Origin of the sequence: Serratia plymuthica, assembly GCF_018336935.1 — a bacterium.
Classification (GTDB): domain Bacteria; phylum Pseudomonadota; class Gammaproteobacteria; order Enterobacterales; family Enterobacteriaceae; genus Serratia; species Serratia plymuthica_B.
Window position 1 is genome coordinate 48,936 of record NZ_CP068771.1, and the last position, 26,217, is coordinate 75,152.

The following is a 26,217-nucleotide window of genomic DNA, read 5'->3' on the forward strand; positions in this document are numbered from 1 at the left end:
AGGTCGCCATGATGCTGCGCGCAGCCCGTAAGCGCGCACAGCAACATAAGCAAGATGCTGAATTTCATGGAAGCCTCTTATCGGATAAATGCAGGAAAGCCGCACCGCTGGCAGAGGCCACGGCGTGACGGAGAAAAGAAATTAGCGGTCGGGAGGATTAACGGTGACGCTGCTGATTCTGGCGTTTCATGCTTTCGATGGCGGTGGCACGTTTCTGCCAGGCGTTCACGGCTTTGCCCGCACCTGCGGCAATGAACCTGCCGGTTGTCGCGGCTGCTGCCATGCCACCTTTGGCGGTCAGTCGGCCCCCTGCCTTTATGCCGGGTCTGGCGACGTCGGCAGATTTGCTGACCAGCCCGCTCAGTCCGCTCATGGCGGCACCCTGTAACACGGCCTGTACGGCGGCACCGCTCAGCGCAGTGGCTATTTTCGCTGAAAAATACACCACGACGCCTGCGGCAATCCCGGCCAGCAAACATTGCGCCGCCAGGGTCACCATATTGCTTTCAGCAGACGTTGCTGTGGCGGCATCCAGTATTTTACTCAGGTAGTTGATGGCGATCCGGACAGACAGGGCAGAGAACATGATCGTTAAGATTGCGGTAAATATTGTTTTCAGCCAGTTATCAAACATGGGTTTAAGAAAACCGTACAGCAGGCAGAAAATAAAGAGTGGGGCGGTGGTGGTCATTAACAGAATGGTGATTTCGGCGAGCAGGTTGACAAAGGTTGCAGCCAATAACAGAAAGATTGCACCGCCCCAGACCAGCACCTCGGCAAAACCGCCATTCACTTTTACGTAGGTGGAGGTATCGAGATTAAACAGCGTTTGCCCCAGCGCTTGTGCCTTTTCCCACACCGTGTCGAGCAGCGCCCAGACATTATCATCGCCACTGATGCCATCCTTAAGCCCTTCAATGGCTGCAATGATGGCATTCAGCCAGCCATCGCGGTTTAAAATAAAGGTAGTAATAAGCAACATACGACCCACATCCCAGACAACATCCTCAACCGGTGTCTGGAGTTTGCCGCCAAGCGTCTGATACCCGCGATACGTAATAAATAGGGTGAAGGAACTGACGATAATCGCACTGATTAGGGTGCCGTAGGTAGAAGACTGACCTTCTAACACGGCGTTAAGTCCATCCATGATGTTTTTGTCCATACCAACAAAAATACCACCGGACATGGTGCCTCTCATTAGTCAGGAACAGACAGGGGATAAAAACAGGAAGGGATCCCTGTTTTTGTTGGCGGGGATCTTACTGAGTGACGGATTTTCTTTTTTGGGCTTCCTGCTGAAACAGCGTCTCGAATTTTTCCCGAATGCCGGGTTTGCCTGTCTGGGCAAACATGAGTGCTGCCCGGTGCGCAAACTCGCAGTTGTCGCTTGCCTCGCCATCCTTGAGGCATTGCGTATAGACCTTATAGGTCTCATCGGGATGTTCTTTATACCAGGCTTCTGATTTCGTTTCTTTACAACCGGATAAGACGAAAATGCCTGACATGACGCATAAGGTTAATACGGGTTTTAACATGTTAACCTCCCTATAGAGAGTTCAGATCGGCAACGGGCGCAGTTAATTGCTGTTGCTCAAAGGCCTTCTGTTTTTGCTGTTCCAGCAGCGTTGCTCGCTGTTCAGTCTGTTTGACAGACATCTCCCACTGGCCGGTCAGCGCATTCAATTGTACGCTTTTGGCCGCGATGGCGTTAGCCAGGTCCTGTGACTCTTTCGAATCCTGCGCATTAGCAATACGGTCTGATAAATCTGATATATCACCGAGCGTGCCTGTGATCTTGTTTTCAACCTCGGACGTATTTTCTATTGCTACAGCCTGATTCAGGATCATCTGTTTGCAGCTGTCCAGATAGCGTTGTGACGAGCTGGACGGGTTACAGGTATCGAACGTTTTATATTTGTTATACAAGCTATTCAGTTCAGACGAATATGACCCGCTTTGGTTGCTCAGCAGGTCATCCAGTGAAATACCGTTTTGACGAAGATTATCTATATCGGTTTTCAGACTTTTGGCCTCGCGGAGAAATGCCTGAACGTCCCGCACGCCCGTTGCCGTGGCTAATTGCTGCTTGTAGGCATCGAGTTCACTTCTATAGTGGGTGACGGTTTCCTGCCACTGCTGGAGTTTCTGGATCCACTGATTCATGGATTCGGTATGCTGTACGGCGTCGAAAACCGGTATTCCGGCGCTCATCGCCTGGGTGGAAATAAACAACGATAACGCCAGTATGATATCTCTGAACCGCATTTTCATTACCTCCGTCAGGATTATTACAGAGCTTGTTCAAGGAAGGCGCCTTTCCAGTCATCAGGCTGCAGTCCTTCCTGATACAGGGTGTCGAACAGTTTCAGGTTGTCTTCGCTGCCGCTCAGCATTTTGGTAAGTTTCCCGAGACCCGATAAATCCATTTTCGCCATCGCCACAAAAGGCCGGGTTTCACCCGCGCGTAACGGCGTTTTCAGGACCACCATAGAGCGCTCACCCGGATCGAGGTTTCTGACGATGTCGTAAACACTTTCCGGCACTTTCATCTTTTCCACGTAATCCGCCCTGCTGGCCTTCGGGTTGGCGAGAAAAATCTGCGTGCTGCACTGCTCGATAATCGCCGGGGCAATCGGGTGCTTGACGATTTCGTCAGGCGACTGCGTGGCGGAGACGAAGATGCCGTTCAGTTTGCGGATCACTTTCAGCATATTGAGCGAGAAGCGGGAGAATTCGACATCGGCCAGCCATTTCCAGAACTCGTCCATGAACATCACCAGCCGGCGACCGTCCAGCAGGCCGGTGACGCGGTAAAGCAGATAAAACGTGATGGGGCCGCGAATGTCGTCATCATCGAGAAATTCCGTACCGTCGATACCAAAATTTTCGACGTCGCTGATATTGAAGGTGTCCTCCTCATTGTCGAATACCCAGCCGAACTCGCCGCCCTGCGCCCACTGTTTAAGGCGAATACGTAGCCCGTTGATGCGGGCGTCGGGGGTTGGCGGCTCCGGCAGGACTTCCAGCAGCCGGGTGATACCGAACTTGCGGTATTCCGGCGGGTAGTCGAGCATAATGGTATCTACGGCGGCACTGATCCGCTCCTCATCGCGCGGATCGAGCGGCTTGCCGTTGCGTCGGCACAGCATACGTACCAGTCGTTTGATAAAGCTGATATTCCGCCGGGTTGGGGCAAGCGAAAACGGGTTAAACCCGGTGGGAGTGCCGGTACGGATACGGAAGTAGCGTCCGCCCATCTGGCGTATCGCTACTTCCGCCGCCCGGTCCTTATCAAAATAGACCGTGGTGAACCGCTGGATTGTGGCTGAGGCGCTGAACGTCGCAGGATTGCGGTACTTCTGCATCAGTTGCTGCATCATGGTCATCAGCATCGTCTTCCCTGAGCCGGTTTTACCGATAATCGCCGTGTTACCCGGCGTTTTTTCGTTGGAGTCATCCCGTCCGCTTTGGCTGTCATGCAGGTTCAGGTAATACCCGCTGCCGCCGGGTGATGTCAGAATGGCGATGGCGTCACCCCAGGGATTGCCGCTCCGCTTGTGGGGATGAAAGTTGTGCAGGCTCGCCAGGTCGGCAAAGTTCTGGCTGCTGACGGCCACCAGACGGGGGCGCAGCGTATACATCCCCGGCAGTTGCGCCAGGTACGCGGCGGGTAGCGACAGCGTGGACAGCGTCGTCATGATGCCGAGGTCGGCGAAAGGCTGCGCCAGCGCGTTGGCATCCTTTACCACCTGCTCGGGGCTGTCTGAAGATACCAGCAGGGAGAAGTGGTACTTTCCGCACGAGACATGTCCTGACTGGAGCAGGTCACGCAGTACAATCAGCTCTTCACGCTGCGAAATGGCGTCGTCATCCGCCGAATTCAGGCGCTTTTCCGCCAGGCGAATATGCTTCTGCGCCTCATCGCGGGCCATGCAGGTGAAGGACTGCGTCAGCACATACTCGCTTTCGGCATACAGCAGCGCGTCCAGCAGGCCGGTCGCGGTTTCCGGCGAGTAATCTTTGATTTCCAGACTGCGGAAAAAACGGGAGCCGCCGACGGTCTGGCACTCGGCGGTGTCGGTGGTAAAAAAGACATCCGGCGTGCTTAATGTTTCATAAAACGGTGCACGCGTGACCGCCACCTTTTGCCACTGGCCGGTGAGCAGGCGGTGATACAAGGACAGCTGGGCGGAATACACCCGCCGGTTTTCTTCATACATCCCCAGCGGCGTCGCCGTATAGCGGGACAGCGCCGAAGCCAGCGCCTCCCGGTATTCCAGCATCACTTTCAGAGCATCATCCAGCGCCGCTTTGCGTTTACCGGACGGCTGCGCCTTCATGGCCTTTTTCTCCAGCGGAGAGAAGGGCGCGTAGCAGAGGGTGAAAAACAGCCGGTGACGCCAGAACGGTTTTTCGCGGATCGGCTGGTAATACAGCCGGGTCACTTCATCAGAAAAGGGAATGCCTGAATTCGAGTCAAAGACATCGTGGTACTTTTCCCGGATACGGTGAAGATAGAAGGTAACCGGCAGACCTTCATACCCACGAATAACGTTATTGAGATGCGTCGCCATTAACGTCAGATGATGTTCGTCCTCGCATTCAAAAACGGTGCCCTCCAGCTCCCAACTGGCAACCAAATCACCCTGGCGGTTTCTGATGACGTGCGGGTGAATATGGGAGGAATACGGAATGTATTTATCCAGCGTAACGCGCTCGTTTAACTTCATCTTTTCAATAAACTCCGAGACGTCGACAGCGTCATAGCGGTTTGCCAGCAGGGCATTGGCACCAAAATGTTTATTGGTGCCAAAACGGCCACGGGTTTTAAAGGCCAGCCAGAGCAGGCCGAAATAGTGAATATCGGTTCTGGCCTTTGCCTTCATCTCCAGCCAGGCCGGAATAAGCAGTAATATCAGGTAATAGCTGACATAGACCGCCAGCAGGACGATGGCCCCGCTGACCATCACGAACGGCACGAGGGGAATGCCGGCTATGGCGGCAGGCCGCGTCAGCGCTTTGTTCAGCGTAGCCATCGTTACCTCCTTATGACGCCCAGTAGGCACCGAAACCTGACGCACCGACGATAAGGATGGCGCCAATGATGACGTTGCGCACGTCATGGAGGCTCTTGCCGTCAAACAAGACTTTGTATCCTACCCACATGGTGGCAAGCGTGATGGTGACGGCGGCCAGTCCGAGCAGGCCTGTGGAAGTGTTACTCAGCGTCTCATTGGCTTTATTAAATCCGCTGTCTGCTGCCAGCACCGGGCTTGCCATTAACAAGGAAGAGAGGACGGGCCAGTCATACTCTTTTCTTTTCATCATTGTTCCTCCTGGGGGCCGGGAATGGGTAACGCGCCGCGTATCACGGCATTGGGGTAGCGCAGGGATGCCAGTACTGGCGTGGCGTTATCGGTAAGCTCGCCACGCATGACGGCGGTGGGGTAATGGATTTCCGGCATGAGCTTTTCGGCGGGAGGTCGCTGCCGGTCTTCCTGCGTCGACGGCACGGCGTAGCCGATGCGCTGGATGTAGCTGGTGTGGTTAAACGCGGATTCCGGCTGTTGGCCGGTCGTGAAATTTCCTGAGTAGTAGCAACTGAGCGCACGCTTGAGGGAACCGCCGCGGCGGTAGCAGTCGGTGAGGATGCGCTCAAAAACGGACAGGTTGGTACAGGGGTTAAGAAGGTCACGGGCACTCACGCGGTAATGACGGAAATTGGTGCTGGTGATTTGCATCAGCCCGACCGAATAACGTCGGCCCTGTGCCGCCAGCCGTCCGGTTAGACTGACGGCCTCATCCTTGCTTGTGGGGAAATGTGAAGTCACGCCTTTGCCACCGGGCAGAATTTCAGCGATGGCATACGGATTCAAACCGGATTCGACCCGCGCCACATCAAGTGCCGTCGACGGGTGAACGCTGGCGGCGCACTGCATGGCCGCCGCCAGAAATACGGTGGTGGAAAGCATGGTGGCCTCGGAATGGTAAACCGGGCAACGCGTACCGCCATCAGACGGCACAGGGCCGGGAAAAGAGGGAAGGTCGGTTAAATGGGCTGAGTATCCTGTGTCGCGTCGCCGTCATCCCTGGGCTCAAGGAGCACTAACTTGCCGGAAACGGCAATGCCGGGTGTCAGTACCACGTTCAGGCCGGGTTTACCGTGATGGGCAAAAGCCACGCCGACTTTCGTCCACCAGGTGTTTTTTTCACCCTGCGGGTCGGGCTGACTTTCATGGGTGACAAATACCTGATAAATGGGTTTTCGCATGTGGCCTCCTCTACTAAAAACAAGGATGAGTTAAAGAAATGTCACATCCCAATTCTGCATTCCGGTTTTAACGGGTCAGCGAGAACATTCAGCGGCACCCTGAATTGTGGTTTCGTGACAGCCCGAACCTTATTTTTAAAGAGCAACGCCTGATTCAGGCAAATTTACGTCAATACGGGTAACTATTATGTAATGACGCTTTCAGGATCAGATATCCGGGGCGGTATATAAACGATAAATTCAAAGTTAAAATGAGAGAGATAAATTAGCGGTAGAAGCGGATAAGCTTTGGGGTAAATAAAAGGAAGTGAAATAGTTAATAAAGACGACTGTGGATTTATAGTTAATGATAGAGACATGCAGGGGAAATATTCCTGCATGTCTCTGTGACCATTATTAACGTCTTCGGCGTTCAAGTTTTTCCTGACATTCCGTGCAGGTGGTTATGCCCGGAAGTGCCTGCCGTCGCTTTTCAGGAATGGGCTTACCGCATACACGACAATGGAATAATGATGGCGTAGACCCTGGCTTAAAACGACTCTGTTCAATCATATCCTCCAGTCGTTGCTCATTAAATTCCTGATCGCGGTCAATCTCATCTGGCATGGGCGGCCCTCCGGTCTGACGCCTCCTGTTCGCAAAGTGCGATACGCTTCCAGACGATGGTCAGTGACAACCCTTCGACTTTCGGCAGCAGGGTTTGCGTTACCTGCATCATGGCGGCCAACGCATCGGTCGATTCCAGGTTGGCCACCCGGCATTGTTGCCATTGCCGCCAGATGGCCGCATCCGTCTCTTCGTCCGGCTCTGGCGTCCGGCCATAAGGCACACGGACGCCCAGTAAGCGGCGGCGAAGGCAAACTTCGTTGGAGGTGAGGCCAAAATACTTGTTGAGTAGCGCAATTGACCCACCCAGCCGGATAGCGTGGTTGATACGTTGCTGCTGCAGAACCTCCTCACGGGATTTCGCCAGAAGCAGGTGTAACGCGTCGTGATGAACCGTCACAGCCAAAAACTGCGCAGACTCCCGACTGATGATAAACAGCTCGTCTAGTGATAATTGGTTGAGGGCATTCATTTCGTCGAAAGTGAATCCTAGCGATTCACAGTAACGAATGTTGCCATCCTTCAATGCATGCAGGGCATCGGTTAATACGGCGTAATTCAGTGACGGGATAATCATGGTATTTTCTCCCTTCAGCCTATTGAGCGGCGGACTAACTTAATATTGATCCATTCGTCAATTTCCGATTCGAGCCAGGCGACACTGGCCGGGCCAATCTTGATTGAGCGGGGGAAGGTGCCGTCTTTCATATACAGATAGATTTGAGAGCGCTTCAGGCCCGTTTTTTCCTCAACCTGTTTCAGACGTAATAACTGATGAGATGTCACGGTATTCTCCTGTGGCAGATATAGCGCTAGCCGGGAGAACACACGACAACACAAAGTCGTGGTGTGGCGAAAGCTGATGAGTCCGTATTACGGAAAATACAATCCTTAATACGGACTTACACTGCAAAGGGACATCATCTTACTTTTGTGCCGATATGGAAGAGGGCGAGCCGCGCTCAAGCGCTGTCTTCAGCGTGTCGCCACTGAATCGATCAGTAATGCCTTCCTCAGATGCCCATTGTTCAAAAATGGACAATAATTTATACGGTTGCATGATTAACGGACTAATAGTTTCATTATTTTTGCAGGCAAGCCAGAAGAGGCGTGATAGAGGGGTGGATATCCGAGTTGGAGACGGTTGAAGTATTTCTTTTTCGATCGGTTTGTTGATCAACTTATCAAGTTCACTTTTTCTGAGGACAAAGCAGGCATCACTCGGTAATTCATGCATAGGAAAATAATATTTATGCGAATCTTTCTTTGTAGCGTTTAGTATTATATCTTCGTAATCATCTGATGAAATATCTTTAGGTAGCCTTTTTACGTGTCGTTCGATTCTTTCATGCCATGTCATCTTTTCGAAAAGTTGAAACGATTCCCCCAATAAACAGACGGTAATACCATAATTATTCGACTTTGCTCCTGTTACAGGTGATGGTATCTTTAATGAATGTGCAAGTAAACGCTGTATAAGGACATATTCATAGCCGAGTAATGTTGTGTCAATGACTCTTTGTACAGGGTGGATATATCTTCCTTCAGTACTGAAAGTTAAATTGTTCTCGTTGACAAAGGAACTTTCGGCAGGCATGAATGATTTCATCGTTGACGAATTTTCTATTGGTCTTAGCTTTAATTTATGATTTCGTGATTTAATTTTCCTCAATATTACTGGGGATTGAAAATATATTGAAAACCGAATTTTCCCTTGCAGAGCAAATCGATAAAAATCACTTTTTCTTATTTTACACCCATTCAATGCATTGAGAAGTCTTACCGCCTCCCTTATAGTTATCCAGTCTGGAATTCCATCTCTAATGTTTAGGCAAGTTGGATTGTCTGACATAATACATCTCCTTTCACACAATGATATTGCTGATGAATTTCGCTGTGTTTTTGAAAGATGTTTAAAATTCTGATTGATATGAAATAGATCAGAATGATATGGGCTGATTTTATAAAATAAAAAATAACCTATGTTTTGTTGTGACATTTTTCAAAGAGGTAAAATAAAATGGCTCAGTGATTTGGTGTTCACTGAGCCATTTTAAATGCTATGTGTACTATCAGGAGTAATCGGAGGTGGTGCGTCTTTTATTAGAATTTATTTGTAATAACATCCATAAAATACCAACGATTACTACTCCGCCTCCAACCCAAGTAGGGCTTGTAAGACCAGTAACATTCAGTGCTACCCCCCCCAATAGCGACCCTAATGCAATTCCTCCGTTAAAACCGGCAATATTCAGTCCTGCTGCCACAGCTGGAGCTTCAGGTGCATGTATGTGAGATAGCCCTATCACTCTTGCTTGCATTGAGGGGACCGCTGCGTATGTCAATGCTCCAAGCAACCCAATAAACAGTGCCATTAACATTAAGGATGAGACAGAGAACCACATAGCAAAGAGGACGATCGCCAGACCAATAAGAATTGTCATCACGGCACGATCTGCACCTTGCTTGTCAGTCAGGCGACCACCCCAGACATTCCCGATAGCGGCCATCACGCCGTAGACCAACATAAGCAAACTACTCGTACGCTCGTCTACATGCGTTACCTGAAGTAGAATCGGGGAAATATACGTATACAGGGCAAAAGATCCTGCATAGGCCAAAACTGTAATTCCTGCTCCCGCAAGCAGTAGTGGGTTGAACATGGCTTTTAAACCGTCCATGGCATTTGCTTGCAAGGAGGGATCATTTTGATCCGTGGGCATCAGCATTGCCAATCCAATGAAACCGATCGCTCCACTTGCCGTTACTGCCATGAATATAGACTGCCAACTCAACAGACTACCGATGTAGGTACCAAGTGGTACGCCTAATGCCAACGCAATTGTAAGACCGCCAAAAACGACCGAAACAGCGGCGCCAGCACGATGTCGCCCAGCCAGTTGGGTTGCCACACTTGAAGCAACAGCAAGAAACACTCCGTGCCCTAAACCGGAAGCAAATCGTGCAATCAACATAGGCGTTAGGGACTCAGACGCACCGACGATACCATTGCCAACTGTAAACAGGCCCATAGCAACAAGTAATAATCTTTTACGAGGCCATCGTGTTGCCAACGCAGTTAATCCCGGAGCACCAATTACGGCACCGAGGGCGTAGGCTGTCACCGCTGTACCTACATGACTGACACTGACGTTTAGATCAGCTGATATCCTGGAAACTAAGCCGATCGTGACAAATTCAGTGAATCCCAAAGCAAAAGCGCAGAGTGCAAAGACATATATAACAAAAGGCATGCGTTCTTTCATAACTCAGGCTCTTCTATTTTCAATAGAAGCCAACAAAGGCAGCATTGCCTCAGCGACTCCTTTTGCGGAAGCGGGATTCTGTCCGGTCACTAATCTCTCGCTGACAATCACCTGTGGCTGAAAATTTGCGGCTGCAAGATGCTCAGCACCTCTTTGCTTCAGCGTGTCTTCAAGTAAGAATGGAACAATGTCGTACAACCCTACAGCACGTTCTTCATCGTTGGTAAAAGCTGACACCTTTTTGCCCGCAACCAGATATTCATTATCGGAAAGCCGAATATTCACCAATCCGGCGGGGCCATGACAAACCGCAGCGACAACGCCACCCTTTTCATAAATTCGTGATGAAACACCCGCCAACTCTATATTGTCAGGGAGATCCCACATCGTCGCATGCCCTCCTGCATAGTAGACGGCGTCATAGACGTCAGGATCAATCTGCGAGGGTTTTAATGTGGTTTTAGTTGCCTCGCGTAAGGAATCATTATTCCAAAAGGAGGCGTTAACCGGATCGCTGAGGTCTAAACCGTCAACATGTGTCTTGCCTCCCTTGGGACTCACGAAATCAATTTCATATCCTTCTTTTGTGAGTACATCGTAGGGGTGAGACACCTCAGAAAGATAGAAACCACTGGGTGCGGCATCTTTACTCTCGGCTTGACCTTTACGGTCATGGCTGGTCAATACAAACAGGATACGTTTGGGCATTTTAACTTCCTCTATATGGGGGGACTTAAAGCAAAATTCTTCTGACTGCATGCGACATAACAGACTTGTCATATTGAGTCTTATTGTGGAACAATCTATTTATCCTTTAAATAGACCTAAACGGACAAACACTTACCCCAAAATGAACAAAATAAACTTGAGAAATGACGACCTTGAAGTGTTTTTACACGTCGTCGACAGAAACAATTTCTCTGCCGCAGCACGAGACCTACAGATACTCCCCAAGATGGTGAGCAAGCAGATAGCCAGGCTGGAAACTGCACTTGGCACTACACTTTTTGAAAGAAACACCCGTAATCTACGTATTACAGACGAGGGCAGAGCTATAGCTGAGAGGGCTCGCGTAGCGTTGGCCGTTCTGGATGAGATGAAGGAACTTTCCCGAGGGGATAGTGAGGAGTTAAGCGGAAATATTCGTTTGACTGCGCCCGCACCGTTTGGCCGAAAATATGTTGCTCCTGCGATCGCTGCATTCTGCCAAGTACATCCGAGGGTGGGCTTTGATTTAAGGTTATCTGACCAAATCCAGGATCTTTACAGTGGTGATTTCGATCTGGCTATTCGTATGGGGGATCTGGCTGATTCTCGCCTTCTGGCCAGAAAAATAGCAAATAATAGACGTATTCTCATCGCATCGTCCGAATATCTGAAGAATCATCCACCCATTGAGCGACCAGAAGATCTTTTAAATCACAACTGCTTAGTATTCGCTTACCCGGGTTTTTTACACAATTCATGGACGTTACGTAAAGCCGGTCATGAAAGAAGCATCAGCGTTACTGGCAACCTTATCAGTGACAACGGAGACGTATTGCATGCCTGGAGTTTGGCGGGGCTTGGCATATCTCTTCGAGAAACTTGGGATATTCATGATGAATTGAGAGCTGGGAAACTTTGCCGAGTTCTGCCTGATTGGGAAGCAAACACATCTCAGATCAGTGTTGTCCGGGCGCGGCGAGAACCAATACCCCGTAGGCTAAGTGTATTTATTGATTTCATGACTGAAAAATGGAAACGGGCACCATGGGATGATGATTAATGTTCCGAGAGGTAGTCCGAACCGGTCTAAAAGAAGCTAACCGCTTCACTGACCAACGGAATTTGTGATAACTCGATTTGAGTTGAGGTCGTCAACGTTAATAGATAAAAATACAATGATTGTTTAGTCAATTTAAAGGTTTAGCGACTATCACTCCCCAGAGTATGTAATAGAAGACAACACGCCAATCCGAATCTCATAGCATGCTTGAAACCTTAATGCCAACCAGTATAACGCACGTAAAATATAGGTATATCAATGGGTTATCTTGATATGTTCTATCCTTGCCCTATAAAATCCTTTAATTGTTAAAATAAGTTAATATGTATAGAAGCATTAACGGAACATGTTTATAACATAATACTGTGCAGGCTTTCGATTTTATGTCGTAATCGGAGAGCTTCAGGCTCTTAAGGATGCGCAGTATGAGCTATCTGGTTCAGTTACGAAGTTTTGTTGAAGTATACAAAGCTGGTTCGATTTCAAAAGCGGCAATGCGGTTGGGCATAAGCCAGCCTGCAATGTCTGCCCACATTCATTCACTTGAGGCTTTTACCGGGTGTGTTCTCTTTACTCGTCGTTCACATGGTGTGGTGGCTACAGTGGATGGGGAGGAATTGGCGAGATTGGTGGCTTCAGATTTAGAAACGATTGAACTGAAGTTGTCGATGCTTAGATCACGTACAAGAAAGTCCTCGGGGACAGTATCTTTCATCGGGCCAGCAGAATTAATGTGGTCAAAATTACCGTACTTGGTGAAAATATTATTCAATGAAGGTATTAAATTTAAAGTTTTGACAGGAAATAGGAAGCGCATATACAGCTGTCTTCTGGACGGAAGTTGTCAACTAGGTTTCACAACTTCTATGCCGGATAAACAAAAATTTGGATATGCTGAAATTGGAATGGAAAAGTTAATAGTTGTGGTAGCGTCACTCATAGCAGACAACTTCAAAGAAAATGAGGACGTGATTGATACGCTGTCGAAGCTTCCTCTAATAGCTTACGATGAACAGTTACCCTTGATAAGGGAAGTTTTCCAGGATTCTTCGCGATTTTTTGCACTGCTTCGTCCGTCTATTACTGTACCGGATTTGCGGATTTTAGAAAGAATGATCCGAGAAAATATTGGTTGGACTGTGATGCCTGAGTATTTATGCGCCCAAAGCATAGCAGGAGGTCAGATCGTTGAAGTGAATGTCCATGAGAGACTCCCTATAAATTCAATCTATTTGGTATGGATTGATAGCTCATTACGTAACCCACTCGTTTCAGGAATAAGAGACAGAATTCTCGAACTATCAAAAAATAGCGGATTTATGGTTTGAGATACATAAAACAGGCAGCCTTATCGGCTGCCGTGTCATTATTTTATCCGTGGAGATCGCTTGGCAAAGTCATCTGCAATGTCATTCAATTTTAGGAATTTCACCCCTGGATGACCAAGCATATGAGTTAAGAGGCGTTCGAGCATCATTAACACGTGCGGGCGTCCAGATACGTCCGGGTGAATCGTAAAAGTAAAGATCGCATATTCATGCTCACGGTAGACCCAATCGAATTGATCTCTCCACAACTGTTCGATGTCCCTGGGATTCATGAAACCTTGGCTGTTGGGTTTTGTTTTCATGAACATGAAAGGAGGAATATCGTCGATTGTCCAACTGGCGGGTAATTCAATAAGGTCCGTCTCTTCTCCGCGTACCAGCGGTTTCATCCATTCGGTCGGTGTCTTGGAATAATCTATCTTGGTCCAGGAATCACCTTTCCTGACATAATAAGGCTGATGATCATGATGCATTAGTGAATGGTCATATTTGATGCCATTTTCTAATAGAAGATCTGTGGTTACAGGAGAAAATTCCCACCATGGAGCGACATACCCAGTAGGTCTCTTCCCTGTTAATTTTGTGACCATGTCAATGCCTTTTAGAAGGACTTCTCTTTCTTGGTCAGGCGACATAGATATTGGGTTTTCATGACTGTAATTATGAACCCCTACCTCATGTCCAGCATTGACAACTGCTTCCATTTGCCGAGGAAAGGTTTCGATGGAATGACCAGGCATAAACCAGGTGGTGGGGATATTAAACTGGTCAAATAGATTCAGAAGACGTGGAGTACCTACTTCGCCAGCGAACATACCGCGAGATATATCGCTTGGAGAATCTTCTCCCCCATAAGAAGATAGCCAGCCTGCAACGGCATCTACACCCACTCCAAAACCACATAGTATTTCTTTCGCCATGAGTTATTACTCCTCATACAGAAAAAATTGAAATAATATTGCGTTAAGAGGGTTTCTTGACTAATTTCAAGAGATCCTCGGTATCTAATTCATTAATTCCTTTTTGAAGTGCCATTAATTTATGCTCAGGGATGTTGTATCCCCAATTAGCCCAAAATGATTGAATGCCATGATCTAATGCATCAATAACATTTTGGATATTGTCATCAATAAATAGAATATCCTCGTTTTTATCGAAGGCTATTGATTTTAGCAAGGTAAGAGTCTTGTTTTTGTCAGTCATCCTCCCATATATTTTATTCGCGGGTATGTTTAAACCATATTTACTTAGAATGTATAATATAGACTCTTCATCTTTTCCTGATACAATATAGATATCATTAGCTGTTTCAAATAAATTTGAAACATCCAATAGCGGACGGTGTAGTTCAGCCCAAAGATCAGGGTAGAGACTTCTTGCCAGCTTCCTATAATGGATGAACTTATCCCTGAATATTTTCTTATCTTCAGTTGGAATTGATTCATATATAGCAGTGAATCTGTCATTATCTATAGCTTCATTACCAAATTCAGTGAATGAGGCAATAAAGTGACCGTCATGGCGTACAAAATTCCTTAATTTCCTGAATCGTTTAGCCATCAGGCGTGGGATGTTTTGAAGTACATCTTGGTTAAAATCACTGAGAGGTCTGTCATGTAATACATTCCATGTAATTAGCATGCATTCGTCTACTCCATCAACCACGACCCCGTCGAAATCCATTGCTATTAACATCGAATTATACCACCAGCGGTTCTTTAAGAGTTTCGCCGCGTTTCCATCTATCTATTGCATCGAATGTCTGACGCATAAATTTTCCACATTCAGCATAATAGGAGCAAGTTATGATATTCCCGTCGACAACTACATCTGCTTCAATTACATTGGCGCCGGAATTAACCATATCGTCTTTCAGACCAACATAAGCGCAGGTGAGTTTGTCTCTTAGAATACCGGCAGAAATCATAATCCAGGGACCATGGCAGAGCCCAGCCACAACTTTCCCCTGTATTACCATCTGCTTTAGAAAATCTTTAACTCTCTGATCTTGGCGAACTCTATCAGGCGCTTCATGACCGCCAGTGAGAATAACAGCATCAAAATCAGTGGCGTTGAGTTGATCAAAATTAATATTGTCTTTGGATCTTTTATCCATAGGAACAGTGATGCCATATTTCCCTGTCACTGCACTTCCATCCTTTGTTGCAATAGATATATCGTATCCTTCCTCTTTAGAACGATAGTAAGTATAAACTACATCGTGATCCTGAAAACCTGGACCAGTGATTATCACTACTCGTGTCGGATTAGACATGTTATTTTCCTTCTTATTGCGTTACGGGACGTTAATTAAAAATACATTCTGACCACAGTACATTTCTGAGATGGCATCTTTAGCTCGTAGGATATGAATCTTTCCCATTAGATGGCTTTTTACATCTAATGAAATAAAAATAAAATCATCCTCGTCATTCAACATTTTTCTATCAAGATTTTTGACGGAAAAGTATGCTAATTTGTGTAGGTCATGTTCTCTGATCAATGTGCCTGCAGCTATCTGTTGCAAAGGAGGTAAAAGATCATGTTCCTGTGATTTCTTTTCATATGCCATATTTTGCCGGCCATAATTATCTTTAAGTCTGAGTAAGTCGAATTTGTTTCTTGGATTTTCAACTTCGATTAATTCGATGCCTGATTTTCCCGAAATAGTCTGATGGAATACACCTTTTGCAATATATATGCTGTCCCCAGATTTTAACGCCTGATGTGTACCATCAAGAAATCTGGTCTCGCCATCACCATGTAGGCATATAAGGACGGTGTCTTTGAGTATATGACAATGCATTGACGTGGATTGATTCTTTGATATATGAAGGCGCCATACATCAAAAATAGAATCACAATAAACTCTATACTCATATCCCCATGGTTTTTCTATGAATCCATTGAGATGTAAGTCTTTCTCAAATGACTCACCATTATTTGAAGTTGAAAGTAGGATTTTGTTTATTTCAAGCAAGTCATATACATTTGGAGTCCGGTTGTGGATTTCCATATGGTCGCTCCCCCGCTAATTGAATTGCTGAATGTTGATTTCACTTCGGTCAATCGTTCTGTGATTTCAGTCTATAACGGTTATTTAGTACGAGAGAAATAACTTTTATGATGATTGCCTATATTGTTTCTTTTGATCAGTCCTTCATACTCAATAATTACTGAAAACTATGCTTCTATACTTGGGTACTGTTAAAGATGCATAGATTCTATGCCGTCAGGAGGTCATAGCTCACAAGCGATTAAGATGCTTAGCAAGATGCCGAACTCGGACGTCAGCACGATACATCGCATAATGTAGATATCGCAGCGTTTACGTCCCTGTTTGTAGCTCTATCTTAAGAAGTTGCCCCCATAGTGGTAGACAACACCTCAATCTTAAAGTAATCTACCATCTAGTAGGTTGATTGCGTTTGGCACCAACCTTATCTTTGAGATCACTCGACACTTCAGGAGTTGTCATGACTAATTCAAAAAAACCTTTTGCTGACGCTAATGTTATTCGCGGTACACGAGAAGCTATTCGCCAGCAGCCAGAGCTGGGCAATCTCACCTTTAACATGAAGAGTAAATCCAACGGTGGGGTATCCGTCCGTGTGGAAACTCATGCGACTATCCAGAACGGCCAGGTTGATACCAGTCGCTCCGGAAAATTTGCTAATGTTGGCGATGAACCTGCTGATTTATCGGGTACTGATAGCGGTATGGGCCCAGCTGAGTACATTTTGCAGGCACTTGCCGGCTGTTATACCGCGACTCTGACTGTGATGGCGGCAGAAAAGGGCATTGAGCTTGATGGTATTGAACTTGACCTGAACTTCGACATTAATCTGAACGGTTTCCTGGGTCTTGACGAAAAAGTTCGCAACGGGGCGAAAGCGATCCGTGTTGGCGTTAAGCTCTCCAGTCCGACCGCCAGCCGTGAACAGCTTGAAGAAATGGTTCGTGCACTGCCAGAAAGCTCGCCGATCCACGATACGTTGGCGAACCCGGTCAGTATTGATACCCGGTTGGTGTAGGTAAACCTCAGAGAGGGAAATGCCTGAACACTGTCATTTCCCTACTGCCTGATGGCTATTAACCCCGACCAAAACGCGTTATCAGAGAAGGTTAAATCGCTGTTGTGAACTGATGTCCCCTTGCAGGGAACAACAGGCGCAGATAATATCTACCAACTAGTAGATTATAATTGTGAGGATTATATGTCAGTCATGACACGAGAAAGGCTTCTGAATGAAGCGGACCATCTGATGCGCGAACGGGGTTACTCTGCATTCAGCTATGCTGATTTGTCAAAGAGCATTGGTATCACCAAGGCCAGTATTCATCACCACTTCCCAACAAAAGACGTTTTGGGCGAACAAGTGGTGATTCAGGCCCATACCGATACCAAAAACCGATTTGAACAGATTGAAGCGACGGAGAATACGGTTGCGCAGATGCTTACCGCCTATGTAGAGCTTTTCATCGAAAGCTATCGCACGTCGCGTATGCCGCTATGCTGTGCTTTGTCTTCGGAAATGGCCAATCTGCCACCGAATATCAGAGTACAGGCGACCGAATATTTCGATATGCAGATTGCCTGGTTGACCAAGATTGTCAGCCGTGGCGTTGATGCAGGGGAGCTGACTGCTGACCTGCTGCCATCAAAAATGGCTCTGCTTATTTTGAATTTATGCGAGGGCGCAAGCGTTGTTTCCCGGGCGATTAATAAGCCTGAGCTTTTCAACGATACGCTTGAACAGATCCTAATGATTGTTAAAAGAAAATAATTCTGGAGATGACCCCATGTTAGATTGGAATGAATACCGCTCAGAAGTGATGCAACGTGTTGGTGATCTGGGTAAGTTGACCCCGGAAACACTAAAAGGCGTCATGGCTTTGGGCAACGCCGGCAATAAGACCAACCTCCTGGGCGCGAAAGTGCGTGAACTGATTGCACTGGCTTGTGCGGTGACGACTCGCTGTGATGGTTGCATCGCCGTCCATGCCGAAGCTGCCGTTAAAGCTGGCGCCACAGAAGAAGAAATTGCTGAAGCCCTGGGTGTGGCAATCAACCTGAATGCAGGCGCTGCCGTTGTCTATTCCGCACGTACGCTGGATGCGATTAAGCAACTGAAAGCGCAATAGTTATCGCGTTGAAAATATAAAAGGGCATGACTGCCCTTTTTTCACTTCTGACAGACATTGTCATCATGCTCTCTGGCATTAGGTCTGATATGACTTACATTGCCACTTATCAGAACGAAAACAGACTTTATTCCTCGTTAAACACATTTCTTACCCATTCGGCCAAAGCCTGAACGCCTGGTCGGTTAAGGTTTTCTCGTGGCATAATGAGGTCATATCCTCGCCCGGCGGGTATTTCTATTTCAAAAGGGGCAATCAGTCGGCCCTCATCGAGGTAATGTCGAATGAGTCGTTTTCTGCCCATGATGATACCGCCGCCATTGAGTGCCGCTTCAATCGACATCTGACAATTGTTGAAGCTCAAAAAATTATCTTCAACAGGCAGGTTTTTGCCAGACTCCCTGCACCATTCTCGCCATTCGGAAAAAACATTCTGGGAGTCAACGGATTCAGACGTATGAATGAATGGGACTTCAGCTAACCAATGGTTTGCTTGCCTGATTTTTTTTGCAAGAGATGGAATACAGACGGGAACCAGCGTCTCTTCAGATAACCGTTCGCAGTAGAGATCGGGGTATTTCAGATTACTGTAGTAGATAGCGACATCTACTCGTTCGAGATTAAAATCTACCAGACCGGCTCTCACTCTGAAATTGATATTCAGCCCCGGCCACCGTTCGGTAAATACCGGTAAGCGCGGCATCAGCCAGAGAAAAGCGAAGGTAGGTGGAAGGCCGACAGACAAGGTTCCTCTCAGCCCCTGCACGCGAATATCTTCTATTTCATCACTGATGCGTTTAAGTGAAAACGCGAGTACGCCAAGTAAACGCTCCCCTTCATCGGTCAACTGAAGCTTTCTGGTCATTCTGATAAATAGCCTGAATCCGAGCATGGATTCAAGAGAACGAATGCGTTGGCTAACGGCCCCTTGCGTCAGATTGAGGGTAGTCGCCGCCTTAGTAAAGCTCATATGCAGTGCTGCCGTTTCAAACGTATGCAATAGTGCCAGTATGTTCTGTTGAGCGAGCATTCATCATTTTCCTTCTTAATTTTTCTTATGCATTATTTACAGTAATGCATACCCCGGAATTGATCGTTTGTCCACTAAGCCCCTTGTCCTCTTTAATTGGCCCAACAGACGTCCTGACAACAACGATGAGGGGAATATCTAATGAAGGGTCTTAAGTTAGTGGTTATTGGAGCGGGTTCAAGCTACACACCTGAACTGATGGAAGGCATTATCAAGCGTCAAAATGAATTTCCGATCCGCGAGTTATGGCTGGTTGATATTGAGGATGGCCGTGAAAAAATGGCGATCATTGCTGGCCTCACCCGACGGATGCTGGAAAAAAATGGGCTGGATATACCGGTTTATGAAACCCTTGACCGCACAGAAGCACTGCTCGGTGCCGATTTTGTTTGTTCTCAGTTCAGGGCCGGCTGCCTGGAAGCACGGATCAGCGACGAAAGGATATCGCTGAAATACGACATGATCGGTCAGGAAACCAATGGGCTGGGTGGGTTTGCCAATGCATGCCGCACTATCCCGATTGCATTGGCTATAGCGAAAGAAATGGAACAACTGTGCCCGGATGCCTGGTTGCTGAACTTTACCAACCCGTCGGGAATGGTCACTGAAGCGATACTGAAATACAGCAAAGTCAAAACCGTAGGGCTGTGCAATGTGCCTGTTATCATGCAAAAAGGTATTGCCAGTGCTTTAGGTGTCAGTGACATCAATGAATTTATCATGCAGGTCGCGGGACTTAATCACTTCATTTTTGCGCGCCATATTTTTCATGAAGGTAAGGATAAGCTGCCTCAGGTTATTGAGCTGATTTCAGAGGGGAATGATCCTTTGGTGCCTAAAAATATTCCTCCTTTCAAATGGCCGGATCGGTTGTTGGCGAATATGGGAATGATACCTTGCCCCTACCTGCGTTATTACTACATGAGCGACGACATGTACCGTCAGGAGCTTGGCGAAGCACAAGGGGAAGGGACTCGTGGTGAGATCGTAAAGGAGCTCGAAAGAGAACTATTCGAAATTTATCGAAACCCGGAACTCGCCGAGAAACCGAAAGCGCTGGAAGGTCGGGGAGGGCAGTACTATTCGGATGCAGCATGTGAATTGATGAGCGCAATATATAACGACAAACGCATCATCATGCATGTCAATACGCGAAACGATGGTGCGATTGCGGGCCTGCCGGATGACTGTGCGGTTGAGGTCAGTTCAATGATCACCCGTTCAGGACCTATACCACTGAATGTCGAACCTTTCCCGGAAGATGTACTTCGTCTGATTCAACTGATGAAAAGCTTTGAGCAATTGACCATTGAGGCAGCCATCAGTGGTAATCGGTATACGGCATGGCGCGCTTTGGTTATTAATCCCTTGGTCAAAAGCGGGCAACTGCTTGAAAATGCATTGGATGAAGTGATCGAACATAACAAAGCGTTGATGCCGGCCTTCCAACACAATAAATAACGCTAAGCAGACTGGTCGGTTATTTTATAACAAAGCGGTTATCACTCTGAGCGAGGGGTAACCGCTTGCCGATGAGGCATCAGACCGCTAAGAGACTTTTTTAAACATAGATAAAAGGGCATTACTGCCCTTTTTTCAGCTCTGACAATGCTTGCTGATAAAACCCTGCCGATTTAACACCCGGTATACGCTGGACCAACTGCCCATCCTTGAATATCAGTACGGACGGCAGGCCCCAAATTTCATATTTGGTGGTCAGCACCGGTGCCAGATCCACATTCACTTTGCCGACTTTGACGTCGCTTTCAATCTGCTCGGCAAAATGGTTAAAAATGTCTTCGCTCATCTGGCAAGGTGGGCACCAGGGGGCAGAGAAGCGCACCACAGCAACTCCTTCATGCCTCTCGATTTCTCTAAAATTATCTTCATTGTAAAGGGTTAATTCACGCATCATTCACTCCTGCAGGATGTAACTTTGTAGTAATACTACCTACCAGTTGGTAGATTTAATTAACATAAAAAGCTATCATCGATAGAAAGGTGCTTAAGCGAAGACAATGCCATGTTTTATCAAGGGCTAAGCGTCATCTTATGTGGACGGCGTGCTGAGGATTATGATATTTCACTCCATCTGAATGAGAAAACTGACGTATTGTAAAATCGGGATTACTTTATAAAAAAGCAAGCCCATCCATAAAGTGTCGGCCTACAGGGCAGGCCTATTCCTTTTCGTAAGGCGATGATGGAAAGAACATTATCCAGTCGTATTAATGTGGGGAGTACAGCGCATGTGCTGCATACGCAACCCCTGATGATGCGCCATATCACTATAGATGAACCCACAATCATTCTGGTCCGCCATGGCAGGAAAATAATCCGCTGGGCGCAAAAGGAGATAACGCTGGAAGCGGGTGACGCGGTGGTCATCGGTGAAGGGCACTCTTTTGATATTATCAATACGCCATCACCTTTAACGGGTACGTACGAAGCATCATGGCTGAGTTTTTGTGCCGATTTCGTCCAAAACTACTGCTTCATGCATGCCCCACGTATGAGCATGAACGAAGCAGATAAAATGGCGGAGCCAGGCAACAGTTTTCTCCAGGCCTTTTATCACACCGCACAGGCCATTACAGATACTGAAAACATCCCTGAAAGTATCGTGGCCCGGCGTATGGAAGAGATGCTGAGCTGGCTGGATGAATACCGCATTTTCTTCGCGCTGAAACAACATGCCGGGCTGGCGATAAAAATCCGCAAACTCGTTGCAGCAGATATATCACAAGACTGGAATACTGCGCAGGTAGCGGCTGAATTGGGTATGTCGGCCACCACCCTGAGACGTCATCTGCATGCCGAAAATACGTCATTCACCCATCTGGTGACTGACATTCGCATGTGTCGCGCCCTGACACTTTTGCAGGTGACCGACCTTTCTGTCACCCGCATCTCCCTGGAAGTCGGCTATGAAAATCCGTCCAAGTTCGCCGCCAGATTTCGAACTCGTTTCGGGTTCAGCCCCAGCCTGGTCCGGGTTTCCGGCCAGGCTATCGGCAACCAGGCTGCGGTTAGCGGCCCTGCGTAATCTGCAGGTGCGCTTCGCCCAGTGAGTTCGCTTTTGTTATAAAGCCGACCAGGGCAGGCGTCGAGTCCGCCGTTATTCCCGGCAGTTTGTCGACACGAAGTGCCGTCAGCGTGATCTCATAACGGTGCTTTTCGCCCTTCGGCGGGCAAGGGCCGCCATAACCCGGGATACCGAAATCAGTTCGGGTCTGAAGAGCCCCTTGCGGGAGATTTTTGTTATCCGCCGTTATCCCGGCCGGCAACGAGTGAAGTGATGAGGGAATATTCACCACCTGCCAGTGGATCCAACCCAGACCTGTCGGCGCATCCCTATCATAAATTTTGAGAGCGAAGCTTTGCGTTCCTGCCGGCGCGCCGCTCCAGTTAAAAGAGGGGGCAAGGTTTCCACCACTGCACCCAAATCCATAAGGTGAACTCAGGGTCTGAGCCGCGGGGAAATGATTTTTTTCAAGCTCATGGCTTGTCAGCGTAAAACCAGCCGCAAAAGCCACCTGGCTCGACAACGCCAGGCATAATGTACTGATAACAGTAAGGTGAAGTTTGGACATTTACTCTTCTCCATCGGGGTGATTAACATCCCAATGATAAGGGGAGAGAAAGATCCCGCGCCGCCCTGAATCGGCCAGTCTTAGCTCCATAACGCCCAATAATGATATTTGTAATCCCCTGATTTCACAGGATGGCGGCCATCTCGCCGACGGCAGCTCACCTTGCGCAGCATTCCCTGTGTCCGTGTCCGGTGACAAAAGGACAGCATGATTTGTTCTTTTACCTATTGACCAATCAACTAGTAGATAGGTATAGTGCAGCCATACGCTCAACCGGCATCAGGAACTGACAGACAGTTTCTTTGCTTTCTGAGCATAACTCCGGCCCCAGCGGGGCTTTTCTCTCTTTCGCCTTGCGAGGTACACGATGAGTAAGTTGTTCACCCCCTACAATCTGCCCGGCATGCAGTTAAAAAACCGCGTGGTCATGGCCCCCATGACCCGCACCCGCACCATGAACGACGTGCCGGATGACGTCGTTGCACTTTACTACGCCCAGCGCGCCTCTGCGGGGCTGCTTATCACCGAAGGCATGCCTGTTTCTGAAGAAGGGCGCGGTTATCTGTATACCCCGGGGATCTACAACGCTGCACACGTTCAGGGCTGGCGCAAAGTGACCGATGCGGTACATGCGAAGGGCGGCCGTATTTTTGCTCAGTTGTGGCATGTGGGCCGGATGTCTCATATCTCAATTCAGCCGGGCAACATCGCGCCAGTTTCCGCCGGTACCGTACAAGCGGTTAACACCACCGTCTTTGCACTGACCGAGTCTGGCGAACCGGGGCCTGTCGTTCCAAGCCAGCCGCGTGCGCTGGAAACCGCAGAAGTCCGACGCGTTACCGCTGACTTTGTTCATTCAGCGCGTCTGGCAATGGAAGCCGGGTTTGATGGCGTGGAAATCATGGCGGCGAACGGCTTCATTTTCGACCAGTTCCTTAGCAGCGAGCTGAACAATCGTACGGACGAATACGGCGGCTCCGTAGAAAACCGTCAACGGTTCCTGCTGGAAACCGTTGATGCCATTTCTGCGGCCATTGGCAGCAATAAGGTGGGCTTACGCATTTCACCGTTCGGGCGGATTTACGACCTGGCGCCTTATGAAGGTGAAGCGGAGATTTGGGCAAGTATCGCTGCGGCCCTCGGCCAGCGTGAGCTGGCTTATGTACACCTTTACTATCAGCCTGTTTACACCAAGGCACCGGTTCCTGACGGTTTCAAATCCGCGTTCCGTAAAACCCTGGGGGGCACCGTTATTGCCGCCGGCGGTTTCACCCGCGAGATTGCCGAAACTGCACTTGAGGCCGATGAACTGGATCTTGTCGCGTTTGGCGTGCCATACATCGCCAACCCTGATCTGGTCGAAAGAATGCAGAACGGCTGGCCGCTGGCTGAAAGCGATCGCACGACGTATTACGGCGTGACGGGTTCGCCGGAAAAAGGCTATACCGATTATCCCGCCTGGGAAGTCAACTAACACCACGCCGCTGTCGGTATTCGCGGTGCCCGCATGCAGGGGCGCCGCAAACCGAAAGCGGACATTAATGAGGTATTCAGGAGCCAATATGCAAGCCCTTAAGCCGATTATTACGATAGATATTTGGTCAGATCTGGTCTGCCCATGGTGCTGGATCGCCAAAAAACGTTTCGAAAAGGGCCTTACCGCCTTTGAGCATAAGGAACAGGTCGTAGTCCGCCACCACAGTTTCCGTATTTCCGGCGACCGGCCTGCCGTGCCGTTCCGCAAAGCCCTTTACAAGAAGTTTGGCGGGGAACATGGGGCGGAACTGATGATGAATCAGGTGGGCACGGCCGGGAAGGCTGAAGGGCTCCAGTATAACTTTGACACCATGCTCTTTGGCGATACCGAAGATGCTCACACGCTGCTCGCGGCTGCACGTCACGCCAATATGGGCGATGCTATGGCAGAACGGTTTTATCAGGCTAGTGTTACTGAGGGGCGTTCCATTTTCGATCCGCAGGAGCTCATTGCGTTAGCTACCGAAGTGGGCATGCCCAGAGCCGACGCTGAAAGCGCCCTTGCCAATGAGGATTTCCGTGCATCGGTGACCGAAGATGAAGCCCATGCCCGGTCGATCGGGGTCAGCGGTGTCCCGCTGTTCCTGCTCAATGAAAAATATGCCATCAGCGGCGCGCAATCTGCGGACAACTTCCTGAACGCGCTGAAGCAAGTCTGGGAAGAAAAAGCGGCTGAATTGGCAAAAACCGACGGCCAGACCTGCGGCGCTGACGGTTGCAGCATCTGAAATCTGAACGGACCGGCGGTATGGCTTGCCGGCAAATCTACCCTGCAAATAACGGAGTTCAAAATGAGCGATTACTTTAAAGGCAAAAAACTGCTTGTCGTGGGTGGCACCAGCGGCATGGGTCTGGAAACGGCGCGTATGGTGCTGAAAGCCGGCGGCAGCGTGGTACTGACGGGCAATAAAAAAGACAAGGCAGAAGCGGTTCAGAAAGAGCTGAGCCCACTGGGTTCCGTGTCCGTTATTGCGGCAAACCTGATGACCGAAGAGGGTATGAACGCCATTCGTCAGGAGATCAATGCCAATCATCGCGATATCAGCCTGATGGTCAACGCGGCCGGGATTTTCATGCCAAAAGGCTTTACCGAGCATCAGGAAGCGGATTACGACATGTACCTGACACTGAACCGGGCAACCTTCTTCATCACGCAGGACGTGGTGAAGAATATGCTGGCCGACGGCCGTGAAGGGGCAATTGTTAACGTGGGCTCTATTGGGGCGCAAGCCGCACTCGGCGACTCACCGGCTTCCGCGTATTCCATGGCCAAAGCTGGCCTGCACGCGTTTACGCGCAACCTGGCTATTGAGCTGGCCAGTGCGGGTATCCGCGTGAACGCCGTTTCGCCAGGGATCGTGCATACCCCGATTTATGAAGGCTTTATGGCGAAAGAAGACATTGCCGGCGCGATGCAATCGCTGAACGCTTTCCATCCGCTGGGGCGTGTCGGCACGCCGGAGGATGTGGCCAATACCATCTTCTTCCTGTTGTCCGACAAAGCCTCCTGGGTGACTGGCGCAATCTGGGATGTCGATGCCGGTATCATGGCCGTTCGCAGATAAGCTTTTCGTACCCTTGCCAAGCCGCCTTATGACAGGCGGCTTTTTTACATTTGCCTTCCCAGTCGCCACTGAATGAGTGTCATCATATTGAATACACGACCATCGT

At 48.6% G+C, this 26,217-nt stretch carries 30 protein-coding genes; 10 read left to right on the plus strand and 20 right to left on the minus strand.

Annotation, left to right across the window (positions count from 1 at the left end):
- Positions 1-157: 157 nt before the first annotated feature.
- The 13 genes from JK621_RS00210 to JK621_RS00270 all read right to left on the minus strand — a co-directional run bounded on the left by JK621_RS00210 (position 158) and on the right by JK621_RS00270 (position 10,854).
- On the minus strand, positions 158-1,189 hold the full coding sequence (locus tag JK621_RS00210) for a type IV secretion system protein (protein WP_049112368.1): 1,032 nt from the start codon (positions 1,187-1,189) through the stop codon (positions 158-160).
- A 73-nt stretch (positions 1,190-1,262) separates the two neighbouring features.
- Entirely contained in the window at positions 1,263-1,538 is a 276-nt protein-coding gene (locus JK621_RS00215) for an EexN family lipoprotein (RefSeq protein ID WP_075208549.1), read from the minus strand.
- 10 nt (positions 1,539-1,548) lie between these two features.
- On the minus strand, positions 1,549-2,268 hold the full coding sequence (locus JK621_RS00220) for a type IV secretion system protein (RefSeq protein WP_049112400.1): 720 nt from the start codon (positions 2,266-2,268) through the stop codon (positions 1,549-1,551).
- A 23-nt stretch (positions 2,269-2,291) separates the two neighbouring features.
- Positions 2,292-5,039: a VirB3 family type IV secretion system protein gene (locus tag JK621_RS00225; RefSeq protein WP_142473801.1), complete on the minus strand. Its 2,748-nt coding sequence runs from the start codon at positions 5,037-5,039 to the stop codon at positions 2,292-2,294.
- A gap of 10 nt (positions 5,040-5,049) precedes the next feature.
- On the minus strand, positions 5,050-5,328 hold the full coding sequence (locus JK621_RS00230) for a TrbC/VirB2 family protein (protein WP_049112398.1): 279 nt from the start codon (positions 5,326-5,328) through the stop codon (positions 5,050-5,052).
- Positions 5,328-5,975 (minus strand): lytic transglycosylase domain-containing protein, encoded by a 648-nt coding sequence (locus JK621_RS00235; protein WP_049112363.1) that lies wholly within the window; start codon positions 5,973-5,975, stop codon positions 5,328-5,330. The genes JK621_RS00230 and JK621_RS00235 overlap by 1 nt, the downstream gene beginning before the upstream one ends.
- Positions 5,976-6,052: 77 nt before the next feature.
- Positions 6,053-6,274: a hypothetical protein gene (locus JK621_RS00240; RefSeq protein WP_049112361.1), complete on the minus strand. Its 222-nt coding sequence runs from the start codon at positions 6,272-6,274 to the stop codon at positions 6,053-6,055.
- Between the two features lie 396 nt (positions 6,275-6,670).
- Positions 6,671-6,880, minus strand: coding sequence for a TraR/DksA family transcriptional regulator (locus JK621_RS00245; RefSeq protein WP_009635174.1), 210 nt, complete (start codon positions 6,878-6,880; stop codon positions 6,671-6,673).
- Entirely contained in the window at positions 6,870-7,457 is a 588-nt protein-coding gene (locus JK621_RS00250; protein WP_049112359.1) for a DUF2857 domain-containing protein, read from the minus strand. The genes JK621_RS00245 and JK621_RS00250 overlap by 11 nt, the downstream gene beginning before the upstream one ends.
- A 14-nt stretch (positions 7,458-7,471) precedes the next feature.
- Positions 7,472-7,666, minus strand: a complete 195-nt coding sequence (locus tag JK621_RS00255) for an AlpA family transcriptional regulator (RefSeq protein ID WP_009635172.1) — start codon at positions 7,664-7,666, stop codon at positions 7,472-7,474.
- A gap of 139 nt (positions 7,667-7,805) precedes the next feature.
- Entirely contained in the window at positions 7,806-8,732 is a 927-nt protein-coding gene (locus JK621_RS00260; RefSeq protein WP_049112358.1) for a hypothetical protein, read from the minus strand.
- Positions 8,733-8,952: 220 nt separating this feature from the next.
- The gene (locus tag JK621_RS00265; RefSeq protein WP_049112356.1) at positions 8,953-10,146 is read right to left on the minus strand and encodes an MFS transporter; all 1,194 of its coding nucleotides are present in this window, start codon (positions 10,144-10,146) and stop codon (positions 8,953-8,955) included.
- Positions 10,147-10,149: 3 nt separating this feature from the next.
- Positions 10,150-10,854 carry a type 1 glutamine amidotransferase domain-containing protein gene (locus tag JK621_RS00270; RefSeq protein WP_024359930.1) on the minus strand — a complete coding sequence of 235 codons (705 nt, stop codon included), beginning with the start codon at positions 10,852-10,854 and terminating at the stop codon, positions 10,150-10,152.
- Positions 10,855-10,996: 142 nt separating this feature from the next.
- Between JK621_RS00270 and JK621_RS00275 the strand changes: the two genes are divergently transcribed.
- Positions 10,997-11,914, plus strand: coding sequence for a LysR family transcriptional regulator (locus JK621_RS00275; RefSeq protein WP_032693554.1), 918 nt, complete (start codon positions 10,997-10,999; stop codon positions 11,912-11,914).
- A 425-nt stretch (positions 11,915-12,339) separates the two neighbouring features.
- Complete coding sequence (locus JK621_RS00280) at positions 12,340-13,242, plus strand: LysR family transcriptional regulator (protein WP_015689822.1); 903 nt, start codon at positions 12,340-12,342, stop codon at positions 13,240-13,242.
- A 38-nt stretch (positions 13,243-13,280) separates the two neighbouring features.
- Here JK621_RS00280 and JK621_RS00285 read toward each other — a convergent pair whose 3' ends face one another.
- Genes JK621_RS00285 through JK621_RS00300 form a run of 4 tightly spaced genes read right to left on the minus strand, consistent with a single transcriptional unit; the run spans position 13,281 to position 16,258 of the window.
- Entirely contained in the window at positions 13,281-14,162 is an 882-nt protein-coding gene (locus tag JK621_RS00285; RefSeq protein ID WP_015689823.1) for a polysaccharide deacetylase family protein, read from the minus strand.
- A gap of 43 nt (positions 14,163-14,205) precedes the next feature.
- The gene (locus JK621_RS00290) at positions 14,206-14,937 is read right to left on the minus strand and encodes an HAD family hydrolase (protein ID WP_049112354.1); all 732 of its coding nucleotides are present in this window, start codon (positions 14,935-14,937) and stop codon (positions 14,206-14,208) included.
- Positions 14,938-14,941: 4 nt separating this feature from the next.
- Entirely contained in the window at positions 14,942-15,517 is a 576-nt protein-coding gene (locus tag JK621_RS00295; RefSeq protein WP_024359927.1) for a DJ-1/PfpI family protein, read from the minus strand.
- Between the two features lie 21 nt (positions 15,518-15,538).
- Positions 15,539-16,258 carry a cupin domain-containing protein gene (locus JK621_RS00300; protein ID WP_024359926.1) on the minus strand — a complete coding sequence of 240 codons (720 nt, stop codon included), beginning with the start codon at positions 16,256-16,258 and terminating at the stop codon, positions 15,539-15,541.
- 460 nt (positions 16,259-16,718) lie between these two features.
- Here JK621_RS00300 and JK621_RS00305 point away from each other — a divergent pair, with 460 nt between their 5' ends.
- From JK621_RS00305 to JK621_RS00315, 3 genes are all read left to right on the plus strand, one after another.
- Positions 16,719-17,276, plus strand: coding sequence for an OsmC family protein (locus JK621_RS00305; protein ID WP_032693557.1), 558 nt, complete (start codon positions 16,719-16,721; stop codon positions 17,274-17,276).
- A gap of 183 nt (positions 17,277-17,459) precedes the next feature.
- Complete coding sequence (locus JK621_RS00310) at positions 17,460-18,029, plus strand: TetR/AcrR family transcriptional regulator (RefSeq protein WP_024359925.1); 570 nt, start codon at positions 17,460-17,462, stop codon at positions 18,027-18,029.
- Positions 18,030-18,045: 16 nt separating this feature from the next.
- Positions 18,046-18,387, plus strand: a complete 342-nt coding sequence (locus JK621_RS00315; RefSeq protein WP_032693558.1) for a carboxymuconolactone decarboxylase family protein — start codon at positions 18,046-18,048, stop codon at positions 18,385-18,387.
- Positions 18,388-18,514: 127 nt separating this feature from the next.
- Here JK621_RS00315 and JK621_RS00320 read toward each other — a convergent pair whose 3' ends face one another.
- A complete protein-coding gene (locus JK621_RS00320) occupies positions 18,515-19,417 on the minus strand; it encodes a LysR substrate-binding domain-containing protein (RefSeq protein ID WP_032693559.1) in 903 nt (300 codons plus the stop codon).
- Positions 19,418-19,558: 141 nt separating this feature from the next.
- Between JK621_RS00320 and JK621_RS00325 the strand changes: the two genes are divergently transcribed.
- On the plus strand, positions 19,559-20,878 hold the full coding sequence (locus JK621_RS00325) for a 6-phospho-beta-glucosidase (protein WP_212558188.1): 1,320 nt from the start codon (positions 19,559-19,561) through the stop codon (positions 20,876-20,878).
- Between the two features lie 121 nt (positions 20,879-20,999).
- Here the strand turns inward: JK621_RS00325 and JK621_RS00330 are convergent, their stop codons facing one another.
- Positions 21,000-21,329, minus strand: coding sequence for a thioredoxin family protein (locus JK621_RS00330; protein WP_212560095.1), 330 nt, complete (start codon positions 21,327-21,329; stop codon positions 21,000-21,002).
- Between the two features lie 288 nt (positions 21,330-21,617).
- On the opposite strand from JK621_RS00330, the gene JK621_RS00335 reads away from it, so the two are divergent.
- On the plus strand, positions 21,618-22,463 hold the full coding sequence (locus JK621_RS00335) for a helix-turn-helix transcriptional regulator (RefSeq protein WP_249337126.1): 846 nt from the start codon (positions 21,618-21,620) through the stop codon (positions 22,461-22,463).
- On the opposite strand, the gene JK621_RS00340 is transcribed toward JK621_RS00335, so the two are convergent.
- On the minus strand, positions 22,447-23,010 hold the full coding sequence (locus tag JK621_RS00340) for a YbhB/YbcL family Raf kinase inhibitor-like protein (protein ID WP_212558189.1): 564 nt from the start codon (positions 23,008-23,010) through the stop codon (positions 22,447-22,449). The two genes, JK621_RS00335 and JK621_RS00340, sit on opposite strands and share 17 nt — an antisense overlap.
- Before the next feature lie 367 nt (positions 23,011-23,377).
- Here JK621_RS00340 and JK621_RS00345 point away from each other — a divergent pair, with 367 nt between their 5' ends.
- The 3 genes from JK621_RS00345 to JK621_RS00355 all read left to right on the plus strand — a co-directional run bounded on the left by JK621_RS00345 (position 23,378) and on the right by JK621_RS00355 (position 26,111).
- Positions 23,378-24,484, plus strand: a complete 1,107-nt coding sequence (locus tag JK621_RS00345) for an alkene reductase (protein WP_212558190.1) — start codon at positions 23,378-23,380, stop codon at positions 24,482-24,484.
- 88 nt (positions 24,485-24,572) lie between these two features.
- Positions 24,573-25,274 (plus strand): DsbA family oxidoreductase, encoded by a 702-nt coding sequence (locus JK621_RS00350; protein ID WP_212558191.1) that lies wholly within the window; start codon positions 24,573-24,575, stop codon positions 25,272-25,274.
- 63 nt (positions 25,275-25,337) lie between these two features.
- On the plus strand, positions 25,338-26,111 hold the full coding sequence (locus JK621_RS00355; protein WP_212558192.1) for an SDR family NAD(P)-dependent oxidoreductase: 774 nt from the start codon (positions 25,338-25,340) through the stop codon (positions 26,109-26,111).
- The last annotated feature ends 106 nt before the right edge of the window (positions 26,112-26,217 follow it).

What these genes read in the sequence shown, in the direction of transcription:
- JK621_RS00310 (WP_024359925.1), top strand. Translation starts at nt 17,460, where the DNA reads ATGTCAGTCATGACACGAGAAAGGCTTCTGAATGAAGCGGACCATCTG.
- JK621_RS00210 (WP_049112368.1), bottom strand. Translation starts at nt 1,189, where the DNA reads ATGTCCGGTGGTATTTTTGTTGGTATGGACAAAAACATCATGGATGGA.
- JK621_RS00280 (WP_015689822.1), top strand. Translation starts at nt 12,340, where the DNA reads ATGAGCTATCTGGTTCAGTTACGAAGTTTTGTTGAAGTATACAAAGCT.
- JK621_RS00230 (WP_049112398.1), bottom strand. Translation starts at nt 5,328, where the DNA reads ATGAAAAGAAAAGAGTATGACTGGCCCGTCCTCTCTTCCTTGTTAATG.
- JK621_RS00320 (WP_032693559.1), bottom strand. Translation starts at nt 19,417, where the DNA reads ATGCTCGCTCAACAGAACATACTGGCACTATTGCATACGTTTGAAACG.
- JK621_RS00225 (WP_142473801.1), bottom strand. Translation starts at nt 5,039, where the DNA reads ATGGCTACGCTGAACAAAGCGCTGACGCGGCCTGCCGCCATAGCCGGC.
- JK621_RS00340 (WP_212558189.1), bottom strand. Translation starts at nt 23,010, where the DNA reads ATGTCCAAACTTCACCTTACTGTTATCAGTACATTATGCCTGGCGTTG.
- JK621_RS00315 (WP_032693558.1), top strand. Translation starts at nt 18,046, where the DNA reads ATGTTAGATTGGAATGAATACCGCTCAGAAGTGATGCAACGTGTTGGT.
- JK621_RS00260 (WP_049112358.1), bottom strand. Translation starts at nt 8,732, where the DNA reads ATGTCAGACAATCCAACTTGCCTAAACATTAGAGATGGAATTCCAGAC.
- JK621_RS00350 (WP_212558191.1), top strand. Translation starts at nt 24,573, where the DNA reads ATGCAAGCCCTTAAGCCGATTATTACGATAGATATTTGGTCAGATCTG.
- JK621_RS00275 (WP_032693554.1), top strand. Translation starts at nt 10,997, where the DNA reads ATGAACAAAATAAACTTGAGAAATGACGACCTTGAAGTGTTTTTACAC.
- JK621_RS00285 (WP_015689823.1), bottom strand. Translation starts at nt 14,162, where the DNA reads ATGGCGAAAGAAATACTATGTGGTTTTGGAGTGGGTGTAGATGCCGTT.
- JK621_RS00355 (WP_212558192.1), top strand. Translation starts at nt 25,338, where the DNA reads ATGAGCGATTACTTTAAAGGCAAAAAACTGCTTGTCGTGGGTGGCACC.
- JK621_RS00220 (WP_049112400.1), bottom strand. Translation starts at nt 2,268, where the DNA reads ATGCGGTTCAGAGATATCATACTGGCGTTATCGTTGTTTATTTCCACC.
- JK621_RS00270 (WP_024359930.1), bottom strand. Translation starts at nt 10,854, where the DNA reads ATGCCCAAACGTATCCTGTTTGTATTGACCAGCCATGACCGTAAAGGT.
- JK621_RS00245 (WP_009635174.1), bottom strand. Translation starts at nt 6,880, where the DNA reads ATGCCAGATGAGATTGACCGCGATCAGGAATTTAATGAGCAACGACTG.
- JK621_RS00215 (WP_075208549.1), bottom strand. Translation starts at nt 1,538, where the DNA reads ATGTTAAAACCCGTATTAACCTTATGCGTCATGTCAGGCATTTTCGTC.
- JK621_RS00295 (WP_024359927.1), bottom strand. Translation starts at nt 15,517, where the DNA reads ATGTCTAATCCGACACGAGTAGTGATAATCACTGGTCCAGGTTTTCAG.
- JK621_RS00325 (WP_212558188.1), top strand. Translation starts at nt 19,559, where the DNA reads ATGAAGGGTCTTAAGTTAGTGGTTATTGGAGCGGGTTCAAGCTACACA.
- JK621_RS00235 (WP_049112363.1), bottom strand. Translation starts at nt 5,975, where the DNA reads ATGCTTTCCACCACCGTATTTCTGGCGGCGGCCATGCAGTGCGCCGCC.
- JK621_RS00290 (WP_049112354.1), bottom strand. Translation starts at nt 14,937, where the DNA reads ATGTTAATAGCAATGGATTTCGACGGGGTCGTGGTTGATGGAGTAGAC.
- JK621_RS00330 (WP_212560095.1), bottom strand. Translation starts at nt 21,329, where the DNA reads ATGCGTGAATTAACCCTTTACAATGAAGATAATTTTAGAGAAATCGAG.
- JK621_RS00240 (WP_049112361.1), bottom strand. Translation starts at nt 6,274, where the DNA reads ATGCGAAAACCCATTTATCAGGTATTTGTCACCCATGAAAGTCAGCCC.
- JK621_RS00335 (WP_249337126.1), top strand. Translation starts at nt 21,618, where the DNA reads ATGATGGAAAGAACATTATCCAGTCGTATTAATGTGGGGAGTACAGCG.
- JK621_RS00265 (WP_049112356.1), bottom strand. Translation starts at nt 10,146, where the DNA reads ATGAAAGAACGCATGCCTTTTGTTATATATGTCTTTGCACTCTGCGCT.
- JK621_RS00250 (WP_049112359.1), bottom strand. Translation starts at nt 7,457, where the DNA reads ATGATTATCCCGTCACTGAATTACGCCGTATTAACCGATGCCCTGCAT.
- JK621_RS00305 (WP_032693557.1), top strand. Translation starts at nt 16,719, where the DNA reads ATGACTAATTCAAAAAAACCTTTTGCTGACGCTAATGTTATTCGCGGT.
- JK621_RS00345 (WP_212558190.1), top strand. Translation starts at nt 23,378, where the DNA reads ATGAGTAAGTTGTTCACCCCCTACAATCTGCCCGGCATGCAGTTAAAA.
- JK621_RS00300 (WP_024359926.1), bottom strand. Translation starts at nt 16,258, where the DNA reads ATGGAAATCCACAACCGGACTCCAAATGTATATGACTTGCTTGAAATA.